This window comes from Amycolatopsis sp. lyj-23 (assembly GCF_046549135.1).
GTDB lineage: Bacteria > Actinomycetota > Actinomycetes > Mycobacteriales > Pseudonocardiaceae > Amycolatopsis.
Window position 1 is genome coordinate 1 of the sequence record NZ_JAJPWN010000035.1, and the last position, 12,577, is coordinate 12,577.

Below are 12,577 nucleotides of genomic sequence, written 5' to 3' on the forward strand. Positions count from 1 at the left end.
TCCGGTGTTCTCGATCTTCTTGGTCGTTGATCGATCTACCGGAGACCTCGCCTATTCGATCTCCGACACGCCGCACCGTCGGCACTGCTCAGCAACCTGGCTGGTCAGCACATCAAAACAGGCTCTACGCCGCTTCGGGCGGCAGCGTCAGGAGCGCGTCGCGTTCGTCGTGACCCGGACCGTGGCCGTGGCCGAGCCGAGCGCCGGGTGGTGGGCGGTCAACGTCAGCGTTCCCGGTGGCCCGGCGAACGGCCGCAGCCACACCGCGGCCGCGCCGCCCGTGGCGCCGAAGTCCAGCGCCGGATCGCCGACCAGCTCGCCCGGGCCGGTCAGCGCCAGGCGCACCACGCCCGTCGTGCCCGCGCGCAGGGTGCCGAAGCGGTCCGTCGCCGCCACCACCACCCGGGTCGCGTCGGTGCCGTCGCCGCGCAGTTCCGGGTCGTCGGGCGTGCAGGCGAGCACGTCCGAGCCGCGGTCGCCGCTGAAGCGGCGGCTCAGCACCAGCCGTCCGCCCGCGTAGCCGTCGATGCGCAGCTGCGGCCGCCTGCCCTTCGGCACCACCAGGTCCGCCGCGAACGGCGGGTACCGCAGGTGCGGGAAGTCGCCGCGGCGGCTGCGGGCCTCGCCGGCCGGCCGGTCGTCGAGGAACAGCAGCAGGCGGTCGCAGTTGGACCAGATCGTCGCGCCCGCACCGGGGCCGGCCGGCTGGGCGGTGAAGTCCCACGCGAAGCCGGGTTCGATGACCGCACGCACCTGCGGATCCCCCTGCGAGGCGTAGAACGCCGCGGCGGGCTTGGGCAGCCGGAAGATGTCCGACACGCCCGCGTACTTCGACCCGCCGATCGCCCGCTGCCAGCCCGAGGGGTAGTCGAACGCGCACCAGGCGAGCAGCCCGCAGTAGCGGTCGTCGGCCGCGGCCAGGTCGTGGGCCTTCGCGTGCAGTTCCGCCTGCTGCTGCCGGACGGCCGGGGCGTCGGTGCGGCGGTACGCGCGGGCCCCGGCGAGCGTGCCGATCGTCTCGGTGACCAGGTACGGCACCCCCGGCCGCGGCGGCCGCAGCCGGAAGGGCGCCCCGCGCCGGGCGGTGTAGTCGTTGTAGGCCAGGACTTCGACGTCGCTGCCGGCGAACCGCGCGAGGGTGGAGCTGGCCAGCGCGCCGCTGGTGGGCCGGGACGGGTCCAGTTCGCGGGCCCGCTGCGCGGTCCGCCGGTACATCGCCGTCGTGCCGGTCGCCTCGTTCACCCGCGTGCCCCAGACGACGATGCTCGGGTGGTTGCGGTCGCGCACGACCATCCCTTCGACGTCGGCCAGGTTCCGCCGCTGCCAGGCGTCGTCGCCGACGTGCCCCCAGCCCGGGATCTCCGCCCAGACGAGCAGGCCCAGCTCGTCGCAGGCGTCGAGGAACGCGCTCGACTGCGGGTAGTGCGAGCAGCGGACCATGGTGCAGTTCAGCTCGCGGCGCAGGATCTCCGCGTCGCGGCGCTGCACGCGGTCGGGCAGCGCACCGCCGGCGAAGGGGTACCACTGGTGCCGGTTGAGGCCGAACAGCTTCAGCCGCCGTCCGTTGAGGAAGAAGCCGCCGGTGGTGAACCGCGCGTCACGGAACCCGGTCCGCACGACCCGCTGGTCGAGGGCGTGTTTTCCGGCCTGCACGGTGACGACGACTTCGCACAGCGCCGGGTCTTCGACGTCCCACAGCCGGACCGCGCCGAGCCCGCCGATGTCGAGCTCGGCCGTCGTGCCGCGCACCGCCGTGGCCCCGCGGGAGAGTTCGCGCCCGTCCTGGCGCACCACCGCGGTCACCTCGCCCACGACGGGCGCGTCGAGCGTGCAGCTCAGGTGCAGCGACCGGCCGGGGGAGAGGACGTCGACCGGCCGCGCGAAGACGTCGGTCAGCCGGACCCGCGGCACCGCGCCGACGGTGGCGGGCCGGTAGATCCCGGCCGGCTGGTAGAAGTCGATGACCGACGGGCCGCCGGTGCGCGGCAGGTTCGGCGGGACGTCCAGCGCCCACCGCCCGTCGACGACCACGGCGAGCACGTTGTCGCCCGGCTCGACGTCCCGCAGTTCGACCTCGAAGGGCAGGTAGCCGCCTTCGTGGGTGGCGACGAGCGTGCCGTTGAGGTGCACCTCGGCGTTGGTCATGACGCCGTCGAAGCGGGCGGTGTGGCGGTCGGCGGTGGCCGCGGTGAAGTGCTTGCGGTAGATCCACCGGTCCTGCCAGGACGCCGGGTCCCACCCGGTCCACGACAGCGGTGTCACGCAGTGGGGCAGCTGCACCGGCGAAAGGTCGATCTCGTCGAAGCCGAGCTCGGTGCAGCCGTCGTCGTACCGCCCGAACAGCCAGAAATCGCCCAGCCGCAGGGTTTCCGGGCCGAGGGCGGCGTGCCCGGCCGACCCGGCGGCGACGCCGAGCAGCGCCGCCCCGCCCGCGGCCAGGAACCGCCGCCGGGACAGCCGCGGCTGCGTGTCGGCCATCGGCGACCTCCGTGTTCGGGCTCCCCTGGCTTATCGCTTGTGGAGGGTAGGACGTCACAAACGATCAGCCGGTTGCGCTCCGGAGGGTGGAAGCCCGGACCACCAGCTCCGGCGTGAACACGACCTTCCGATGTTCGTGGCCGGTTTCGGACACCTCCGCCGGCAGGAGCTCCACCGCCGTGCGGCCCAGGCGCCGCCGGGGCCGGCGGACCGAGGTCGGGGGCAGAGGGCGACCAGGTCGTTGGCGCAGAACGCCGCCGTCGGGCGGGCCGGGGCCGGCAGGCCGGCCCAGCGCTCGCCCGCGCCGCGGCCGTCGGCCACGGTCAGGGCCGTCGTCGTCAGGTCGACCAGGTGGTCCGGCCGAGGCCGGCGGCGGCCAGTGCCCGCAGCGCGCCCAGCTGGCGGTCGCGGACCTGGCCGGCCGAAACGCCGCCGCCTCCGCGGCGTCTGGTTCGTTGCGCACGAACCGGAGTTCGGCCATCGCGGCCTCGACCCGGGCGCGGGTCGCCGGGCCCAGGCCGGTTGAGCACGTTGGACACCGTGCCGAGGGAGACGCCGGCGGCCGCGGCGACCTCCTTCATGCCCGCCGCGCGCGGCTCGGCTCCGGGCTCCCTGGCGCACGGTGTTGAAACGTAATACCGCCGGGTGTGGCCCGTTGAAGATGCCGTTTGGCCACGCCTTCGCGGATTCATTGACTTCTCGTTCCGCGGCATAGTAGCTTCACCGCACCAGATTTATGAAACCTTTCAATCCGGAGGTCGCGATGACGCGGCAGGAGCCGGGCCGGGCCCCTCTGCTGGAGGTGCGCGGCGTGACCAAGTCGTTCGGCGCGGTCGCGGCCGTCGCCGGGGTGAGTTTCGGGCTGCACGCCGGGGAGGCCCACGCGCTGGTCGGGGAGAACGGGGCCGGCAAGTCCACGATCGTGAAGATGCTGGCCGGGGTGCACAAGCCCGACGACGGCACGCTGCTGCTGGACGGCGAACCGGTCGAGTTCGGCTCACCCGCCGCCGCCAAGGCGGCCGGTATCGCGGTCATCCACCAGGAACCCACCCTGTTCCCGGACCTCAGCGTCGCGGAGAACATCGTGATGGGCCGCCACCCGCGCAAGAGCCTCGGCCGGATCGACCGGGCGGCGATCCGCGCCGAAGCCGAACGGCTCTTCGCCCGCCTCGGCGTCCGGATCGACCCCGCGCGCCCGGCCCGGGGCCTGTCCATCGCCGACCAGCAGATCGTCGAGATCGCCAAGGCGCTGGGCGCCGACGCCCGGGTGCTGGTGATGGACGAACCGACCGCCGCGCTGACGCGGATCGAGGTCGAGCGGCTCTTCGGCGTCGCCCGGACGCTGCGCCGGGACGGCGCGGCGATCATGTTCATCTCCCACCGCTTCGAGGAAGTCACCGAGCTCTGCCGGCGCGTGACGATCCTGCGCGACGGCAAGCACGTCTCGACCGACCCGCTCGAGGACGTCACCGTCGACGAGATGGTGAAGCGGATGGTCGGCCGCGACCTCGACGCGCTGTTCCCCAAGCAGGACGTCGAACCCGGCGCGGTCGTCCTCGAAGTCGAAGGCCTGGCCCGTGAAGGCGTCTTCCGCGACATCTCCTTTTCCGTGCGCGCGGGCGAAATCGTCGCGTTCGCGGGGCTGGTCGGCTCCGGCCGCTCGGAGGTCGTCCAGGCCGTCTTCGGTGTCGACGAGCGGGACGCGGGGCTGGTGAAGGTGAGCGGCAAGAAGCTCAAGCCGAACTCCTCGCGGGCCGCGATGGCCGCCGGGATGGCCTTGGTCCCCGAGGACCGGCGTCAGCAGGGCCTGATCATGGACCTCTCGATCGAGCGGAACGTGACGCTCCCGCGCTCGCGCGCGCTCTCGAAACTCGGCTTCCTGACCGGGGCGAGCGAGCGTCAGGAGGCGCGTCGCTGGACCGAGCGGCTGCGCACCAAGTACGGCCGCCTCGGCGACCCCGTCGGCACGCTATCGGGCGGCAACCAGCAGAAGGTCGTGCTGGCCAAGTGGCTGGCGATGGCGCCGAAGGTGCTGATCGTCGACGAGCCGACGCGCGGCATCGACGTCGGTACGAAGGCCGAAGTCCACCGCCTGATGTCGTCGCTGGCCGCCGAGGGGGTCGCGATCGTCATGGTGTCCTCGGAGCTGCCCGAGGTGCTCGGCATGGCCGACCGCGTGCTGGTGATGCGGGAAGGCAGGATCGTGGCCGAGCTCCCGCGGGCCGAGGCGACCGAGGACTCGGTGATGTCCGCCGCGATGGGGCAGGGGGCTGCCGCATGACCGTCACCGAGGAGGCCCGCGTGGCCGGCCGACCGACCGTCCAATCGCAACGGTCGTGGACCGCGAACGTGCTGAAGGCCCGCGAATCCGGCATCGCCGGAGCCCTGATCGTCCTGGTCGCGTTCACCGCGACGCAGAACTCGCGGTTCCTGTCCGGGCAGAGCATCCGCGACATCCTGCTGGACACGGCGATCCTGGCCGTGCTCGCCACCGGGCAGGCCGTCGTGATGATCACCCGCAACATCGACCTCTCGGTCGGCTCGGTGCTCGGGCTGTCCGCGTTCGCCGTGGGCACCCTGATGAATGACCACCCGGGCCTGCCGGTCGTCGTCGCCGTCCTGGCCGGGCTCGCCGTCGGCGCGGTGTGCGGGCTGGTCAACGGCGCCCTGGTCCGCTTCGGCCAGGTGCCCGCCCTGGTCGTCACCCTCGGTACGCTCTACGCCTACCGCGGCGTCAGCTACTTCTGGGCCGGCGGCGGGCAGATCAACGCCGACAAGCTGCCGGCGTCCTTTCTGGACTTCGGCACGGCGTCGGTGCTCGGCGTGCCGTGGCTGGTCCTGATCGCGTTGCTGGTCCTGGTCGTCGCCGGGGTCGTGCTCCGCAGCTACCGCGCCGGCCGCGAGCTGTACGCGATGGGGTCGAGCCCGCAGGCAGCGAAACTCGCGGGCATCAAGGTCGGCCGCAACACCAGCGCGGCGTTCTTGGTCAGCGGCGCGCTGGCGGGCCTGGCCGGGGTGCTGTTCGCGGCCCGGTTCGGGACCGTGGACGCCGCCGCCGGCACCGGCTACGAGCTCAACGTCGTCGCGGCGGCCGTGGTCGGCGGGGTCGCGGTGTTCGGCGGCAGCGGTTCGGTCTGGGGCGCGGGTCTCGGCGCGCTGCTGCTGACCGTCATCGGCAGCGCCCTCGCCGTGCTCGACATCAACCAGTTCTGGCAGCAGGCCATCGTCGGCGCGCTGATCCTGCTGGCCATCGGCGCCGACCGGCTGCTCGCCGTCCGGGTCGCCGAAGCACTGAAGAAGAGGGAGTCCCATGTCTGACCGAGGGAACCGGCTCGGCCGGTTGCTCAGCTGGGATGCCGCCGTCGTGCTCGTGACGGTGCTCGTGCTGATCGTCGCCTCGGGCGCCGTGGACAACTTCGGCACCGGCCGCAACTTCACCTTCCTGCTGCTCGACCTGCTCCCGATCGCGCTGGTCGCCCTGCCGATGACGTTCATCGTCGTCACCGGCGAGATCGACCTTTCGGTGGCGAGCACGCTCGGCCTGACGTCGGCGGTGCTGGGCTCGCTGTGGGACGCGGGCCTGACCATCGAGTCGATCATCCCGCTCTGCGTCGTGCTCGGCGCGGTCCTCGGCGCGCTGAACGGCTTCTTCGTCACCGTGCTGAAGCTGCCGTCGCTGGCCGTCACGATCGGCACCCTGGCGCTCTACCGCGGGCTCGCGTTCGTGGTGCTGGGCGACGGCGCGGTCGCCGGCTTCCCGCGGGCCTACACGAGCTGGGTCACCGGCACGATCGGCGGCGGCCCGATCCCGAACGTGCTGATCCCGCTGATCGTCGTCGCGCTGGTCTTCGGTGTCGTGCTGCACGCGACGCCGATCGGCCGCGGCGTCTTCGCGGCCGGCGCGGGGGAGCAGGCGGCCCGGTTCGCCGGCATCCGCACCGGACGGCTCAAGTTCTGGCTGTACGTCGTGAGCGGCGCGGTCGCGGGTCTCGCCGGGGTGCTGTGGACCCTGCGGTACTCCAGCGCCCGCGCCGACAACGGGTTCGGCCTCGAACTGGCCGTGGTGGCCGCCGTGCTGCTCGGCGGCGTGTCCATCTTCGGCGGCAAGGGCACGCTGCCCGGCGTGCTCGCCGGGGTGGTCCTGCTGGCGTCCCTGCAGAACGCCCTGCGGCTGCAGGACGTCTCGAACGAAGCCCTCAACATCGTGACCGGCGTGCTCCTCATCGTGTCGGTCCTGCTGCCCAACATCGTGACGTCGGCCCGCACGGCCGTGCGACGCCGCCGGCAGACGGTAACTCCGGAAAGGTGACGAAGATGTCCCGACGGTTCCTCACCGGCGCAGTGTCGGCCGGGCTGGTGCTGGTCCTGGCCGCGTGCAGCGGCACGACGAAGAACGACAACGCCGGCTCGGGCGCGAGTGAGTCCACCGCCGCGGCGAACCCGAACGCCGCGGCCGCGACCGGCGTCAGGATGGCGTTCCTGCCCAAGCAGCTCAACAACCCCTACAGCGACATCGAGGTCAGCGGCGGCCAGGCGGCCCTCGGTGAACTCAAGGGCGAGTACAAGCTGGTCGGGCCGAACGACGCCAGCGCGTCCTCACAGGTCAGCTACATCAACACGCTGATCCAGCAGCAGCAGGACGTCATCGGCATCGCCGCCAACGACCCGAACGCGGTGTGCCCGTCGCTCAACCAGGCCCGCGGCGCCGGCATCAAGGTCGTCGCGTTCGACTCCGACGCGGCCAAGGACTGCCGCGACGTCTTCGTCAACCAGGCCACCACCCAGGGCATCGGCGAGGCGCTGGCCAAGCAGGCCAAGGACCTCTCCGGCGGCTCGGGCGAGATCGCGGTGCTGTCCGCGACGCCGAACGCCACCAACCAGAACGCCTGGATCGACGTCCTCAAGAAGGAACTGGCCAAGCCGGCGTACGCGGGCGTGAAGCTCGACAAGATCGCCTACGGCAACGACGACGACCAGAAGTCGTTCCAGGAGGCCCAGGGTCTGCTGCAGTCGTTCCCGAACCTCAAGGTGATCGTCTCGCCGACCACCGTGGGCATCGCGGCCGCCGCCCGGTACGTCAGCTCGTCCAGCTACAAGGGCAAGGTCGCGGTGACCGGCCTCGGCACGCCGAACCAGATGCGCGCCTTCGTCAAGGACGGCACCGTCAAGCAGTTCGCGCTGTGGAACCCGGCCGACATCGGCTACCTGGCCGCGTACGCGGGTGTCGCGCTGAAGTCCGGTCAGATCACCGGCAAGCAGGGCGAGAAGTTCAAGGCGGGCAAGCTCGGCGACTACACGATCGGCGAGAACGGCGAGATCGTGCTCGGCCCGCCGACGACGTTCGACGCGAACAACATCGACAAGTTCAACTTCTGACGGATCCATCGAGGACGGACGGTGATCGCCGTGGGTGATTCGACCGCGGTCAAAGCGGCTTTGCGGGCCCAGCGCATCGAAACGCCGTCGTGGGCGTACGCGAACTCGGGCACCCGGTTCAAGGTGTTCCCGCAACCGGGCGTCCCGCGCACGCCCGAGGAGAAGATCGCCGACGCGGCCACTGTGCACGAGTTCACCGGGGTGGCGCCCAGCGTGGCACTGCACATCCCGTGGGACAGGGTCGCCGACTACGCCGCCCTCACCGCATACGCACGGGATCTCGGAGTCGAGATCGGTGCGATCAACACCAACGTCTTCCAGGACGAGGACTACAAGCTCGGCTCGGTCACCAACCCGGACCCGGGCATCCGCCGCAAGGCGACCGATCACCTGCTCGAAGCCGTCGACATCATGGACGCGACCGGTTCGCGCGACCTGAAGCTGTGGTTCTCCGACGGCATCAACTACCCCGGCCAGGACGACCTGCGCGATCGGCAGGACCGGCTCGCGGCCGCGTTGCAGGAGACGTACGACCGGCTCGGGCCGGACCAGCGGATGCTGCTGGAGTACAAGCTGTTCGAGCCCGCGTTCTACGCCACCGACGTCCCGGACTGGGGCACGTCCTACGCCCACTGCCTCGAGCTGGGGGAGCGGGCGGCGGTGTGCATCGACACCGGCCACCACGCTCCGGGCACGAACATCGAGTTCATCGTGGCGTTCCTGCTGCGGGCCGGGAAGCTCGGCGCGTTCGACTTCAACTCCCGCTTCTACGCCGACGACGACCTGATGGCCGGGGCGGCGGACCCGTTCCAGCTGTTCCGGATCATGTACGAGATCGTCCGCGCCGACGCTCTCGACCCGGCGTACGGCATCGCGTTCATGCTCGACCAGTGCCACAACATCGAGGCCAAGATCCCGGCGATCATCCGGTCGGTGATGAACGTCCAGGAGGCCACCGCGAAGGCGCTGCTCGTCGACCGGTCCGCGCTCCGGGCCGCCCAGCGGTCGGGTGACGTGCTCGGCGCCAACGCCGTGCTGATGGACGCCTACAACACCGACGTCCGGCCGCTGCTGGCCGAGCTGCGCACGGAAGCCGGGCTCGACCCGGACCCGATCGCGGCGTATGCCCGCAGCGGGTACCAGGAGAAGATCGTGGCCGAGCGCGCCGGCGGCACGCAGGCCGGATGGGGAGCGTGACGATGACCGTGCCGGAGCAGCTCGTCGCGCGCAGCAACGCGCTCGGGGCCGACCCGCGCAACACCAACTACGCCGGCGGCAACACTTCCGCCAAGGGCGCGGTCACCGACCCGGTCACCGGCGCGCCGGTCGACGTCCTGTGGGTCAAGGGCTCCGGTGGCGACCTCGGCACGCTGACCGAGGCCGGGCTGGCCGTGCTGCGGCTGGACCGGCTGCGTGCCCTGGTCGACGGCTACCCGGGCGTCGAGCGCGAGGACGAGATGGTCGCCGCGTTCGACTACTGCCTGCACGGCCGGGGCGGGGCGGCACCGTCGATCGACACCGCCATGCACGGTCTCGTGGCGGCGCCGCACGTCGACCACCTGCACCCGGACTCCGGGATCGCGCTGGCCACCGCGGCCGACGGCCCGGCGCTGACCAAGGAGTGCTTCGGCGACCGGGTCGCCTGGGTCGACTGGCGGCGGCCCGGGTTCCAGCTCGGCCTGGACATCGCCGCGGTCAAAGCGGCGAACCCGCAAGCCATCGGCGTGATCCTCGGCGGGCACGGCATCACGGCGTGGGGCGCGACCTCCGAGGAGTGCGAGCGGAACTCGCTGGAGATCATCCGGACCGCCGAAGAGTTCCTGGCCTCGCGTGGGGCGCCGGAGCCGTTCGGGCCGGTCGTCCCCGGTTTCGAGGCCCTGCCGGAAGCCGAGCGGCACGCGCGGGCGGCGGCGCTGGCGCCGGTGGTCCGCGGGCTCGCCTCGACCGACCAGCGGCAGGTCGGCCACTACACCGACAGCGACGTCGTCCTCGAATTCCTGTCTCGCGAGAAGCTCCGGCCGCTGGCCGCGCTGGGCACGTCCTGCCCGGACCACTTCCTGCGCACGAAGGTCCGCCCGCTGGTCGTCGACCTTCCGGCGACCGCGCCGCTGGAAGACGTCGTCGCGCGGCTGAAGGAACTGCACGCCGAATACCGCGACGCTTACCGCACCTACTACGAGCGGTACGCCGACGCTGATTCGCCCGCGATGCGCGGCGCGGACCCGGCCATCGTGCTGGTGCCCGGCGTCGGGATGTTCTCCTTCGGCAAGGACGAGCAGACCGCGCGGGTGGCGGGCGAGTTCTACGTCAACGCGATCAACGTCATGCGTGGCGCCGAAGCCGTCTCGACGTACGCGCCGATTCCGGAGAGCGAAAAGTTCCGGATCGAATACTGGGCCTTGGAAGAGGCCAAGCTGCAGCGGATGCCGAAGCCCAAGCCCCTCGCCGGGCGGATCGCTCTGGTCACGGGCGCGGGGTCGGGGATCGGCCGGGCCATCGCCCGGCGGCTCGCCGCCGAAGGTGCCTGCGTGACGATCGCGGACCTGAACGGCGATGCGGCCGCGGAGGTCGCGGCGGAGATCGGCGGGGCCGCCGTCACCGCCGATGTCACCGACGCCGAGGCGGTCCAGGCCGCGATCGACACGACCGTGCTCGCTTTCGGCGGGATCGACCTGGTGGTCAACAACGCCGGGCTGTCCATCTCGAAGCCGCTGCTGGAGACGACCGAACGCGACTGGGACCTCCAGCACGACGTCATGGCCAAGGGCTCGTTCCTGGTCGCCCGGGCGGCCGCGAAGGCGATGATCGACCAGGGCCTCGGCGGTGACATCGTCTACATCTCGTCGAAGAACTCCGTGTTCGCGGGCCCGGACAACGTCGCCTACGGCGCGGCGAAGGCCGACCAGGCCCACCAGGTCCGGCTGCTGGCCGCCGAACTCGGCGGCCACGGCATCCGGGTCAACGGCGTCAACCCCGACGGCGTCGTGCAGGGCTCCGGCATCTTCGCCGGCGGCTGGGGCGCCCAGCGGGCCGCGGTCTACGGCGTGCCCGAAGAGAAGCTCGGCGAGTTCTACGCCCAGCGGACCATCCTCAAGCGCGAAGTGCTGCCCGAACACGTGGCCGCCGCGGTGTTCGCCCTCACCGGCGGCGACCTCACCCACACCACCGGCCTGCACGTGCCGGTGGACGCCGGGGTGGCCGCCGCGTTCCTGCGTTAGGAGAAGCCGTGACGCTCGACCGGACCACCTCCCGCGGCGACGCCGAGCCGACGGTGGTCCGCCCGTGAAGCGGGTGGCGGCCGTCGACCTCGGCGCGTCCAGCGGACGGGTGATGGCCGGCACCGCCGGACCGTCGCGGCTGACCGTCGAGGAGGTCCGCCGCTTCCCGAACGGCGGCGTCCGCGCGGGACCGGTGCTGTACTGGGACATCCTGGGCCTCTACCGCGAGACACTGGCCGGCATCCGCGAAGCCGGGCGGCTCGACGGTGTCGGCATCGACTCCTGGGCCGTCGACTACGGGCTCCTGGACGACCGCGGCGCGCTGCTGGGCAACCCGGTCCACTACCGCGACCGGCGCACCGACGGCGTGCCGGCCTCGGTCGCGGCCGTCGTCTCCGCGCGGGAACTCTACGACGTGACGGGACTGCAGCAGCTGCCGTTCAACACGCTCTACCAGCTGGTCTCGGAAGGCGACCGCCTCGAGGCGGCCTCGACGATGCTCCTCGTCCCGGACCTGCTGAACTACTGGCTGACGGGCTCGATCGGCGCCGAGCGGACGAACGCGTCGACCACGCAGCTCTACGACGTCCGTTCGCGGACGTGGGCGACCGCCCTGGCGTCGAAGGTCGGGATCCCGCCCCGGCTGCTGCCGCCGCTGCGCGACCCGGGCACGGTGGTGGGCACGGCGGCCGAGCTCGCCGGCCTGCCGGTGGTCGCGGTCGGCTCCCACGACACGGCGTCGGCGGTCGTCGCGGTCCCGGCGTCGCCCGGGACGAACTTCGCCTACATCTCGTCGGGCACGTGGTCGCTGGCCGGGCTGGAGCTGCCCGCGCCGGAGCTGGGCGACGCGGCGCTGGCCGCGAACTTCACGAACGAGGGCGGGGTCGACGGCACCACCCGGTTCCTGCGCAACGTGATGGGCCTGTGGGTGCTGTCGGAGACGCTGCGCACGTGGGGCACGCCGGACCTCCCCGGCTTGCTGGCCGCCGCGGCGGCGTCGCCCGCGCTGGCGGCGGTGGTCGACATCGACGCCCCGGCGTTCCTGCCCCCCGGCGACATGCCCGCCCGGCTCGCCGAGGCCTGCCGCGCGACGGGTCAGCGGCCGCCGTCCGATCGGGCGGCGGCGGTCCGCTGCATCGTCGACAGCCTCGCGCTGGCCCACCGCCGCGCGATCCGTGAGGCGGCCCGCCTGACCGGCCGCGCGGTGGACGTGGTCCACCTGGTCGGCGGCGGGGCCCGCAACGAGCTGCTCTGCCAGTCGACGGCGGACGCGTGCGGGGTCCCCGTGCTGGCGGGCCCGGTCGAAGCGGCCGCGCTCGGCAACGTCCTGGTCCAGGTCCGCGCCCTGGGCGAGGACCTGCCGGACCTGGCGGCGATGCGGGCGCTGGTGCGCGAAACGCAGGAGATCCGGCGCTACGAGCCGTCGGGCCGCGCGGACTGGGCGGCGGCGGAGGCCCGGCTGCGCGGCTGAGGTGGGAGAGCGCTCTCACACCGTGCTAGAAAGG

Annotated in this window: 9 protein-coding genes; 7 read left to right on the plus strand and 2 right to left on the minus strand. The window is 72.2% G+C overall.

Annotation, left to right across the window (positions count from 1 at the left end):
• Window positions 1-147: 147 nt before the first annotated feature.
• Entirely contained in the window at window positions 148-2,478 is a 2,331-nt protein-coding gene (locus ACLJPY_RS49190) for a glycoside hydrolase family 2 protein (protein ID WP_410597921.1), read from the minus strand.
• Between the two features lie 338 nt (window positions 2,479-2,816).
• Window positions 2,817-3,191 carry a LacI family DNA-binding transcriptional regulator gene (locus ACLJPY_RS49195; RefSeq protein WP_410597922.1) on the minus strand — a complete coding sequence of 125 codons (375 nt, stop codon included), beginning with the start codon at window positions 3,189-3,191 and terminating at the stop codon, window positions 2,817-2,819.
• Window positions 3,192-3,241: 50 nt separating this feature from the next.
• Between ACLJPY_RS49195 and ACLJPY_RS49200 the strand changes: the two genes are divergently transcribed.
• From ACLJPY_RS49200 to ACLJPY_RS49230, 7 genes are all read left to right on the plus strand, one after another.
• Window positions 3,242-4,759, plus strand: a complete 1,518-nt coding sequence (locus ACLJPY_RS49200; protein ID WP_410597923.1) for a sugar ABC transporter ATP-binding protein — start codon at window positions 3,242-3,244, stop codon at window positions 4,757-4,759.
• The gene (locus tag ACLJPY_RS49205; protein WP_410597924.1) at window positions 4,756-5,796 is read left to right on the plus strand and encodes an ABC transporter permease; all 1,041 of its coding nucleotides are present in this window, start codon (window positions 4,756-4,758) and stop codon (window positions 5,794-5,796) included. The genes ACLJPY_RS49200 and ACLJPY_RS49205 overlap by 4 nt, the downstream gene beginning before the upstream one ends.
• Window positions 5,789-6,787: an ABC transporter permease gene (locus ACLJPY_RS49210; RefSeq protein WP_410597925.1), complete on the plus strand. Its 999-nt coding sequence runs from the start codon at window positions 5,789-5,791 to the stop codon at window positions 6,785-6,787. Before ACLJPY_RS49205 ends, ACLJPY_RS49210 begins: the two co-directional genes overlap by 8 nt.
• Before the next feature lie 5 nt (window positions 6,788-6,792).
• On the plus strand, window positions 6,793-7,854 hold the full coding sequence (gene rhaS, locus ACLJPY_RS49215; RefSeq protein ID WP_410597926.1) for a rhamnose ABC transporter substrate-binding protein: 1,062 nt from the start codon (window positions 6,793-6,795) through the stop codon (window positions 7,852-7,854).
• A 21-nt stretch (window positions 7,855-7,875) separates the two neighbouring features.
• On the plus strand, window positions 7,876-9,051 hold the full coding sequence (gene rhaI / locus ACLJPY_RS49220; RefSeq protein ID WP_410597927.1) for an L-rhamnose isomerase: 1,176 nt from the start codon (window positions 7,876-7,878) through the stop codon (window positions 9,049-9,051).
• A 2-nt stretch (window positions 9,052-9,053) separates the two neighbouring features.
• Entirely contained in the window at window positions 9,054-11,072 is a 2,019-nt protein-coding gene (locus ACLJPY_RS49225) for a bifunctional aldolase/short-chain dehydrogenase (RefSeq protein WP_410597928.1), read from the plus strand.
• Between the two features lie 73 nt (window positions 11,073-11,145).
• Entirely contained in the window at window positions 11,146-12,543 is a 1,398-nt protein-coding gene (locus tag ACLJPY_RS49230; protein WP_410597957.1) for a rhamnulokinase, read from the plus strand.
• Window positions 12,544-12,577: the final 34 nt, after the last annotated feature.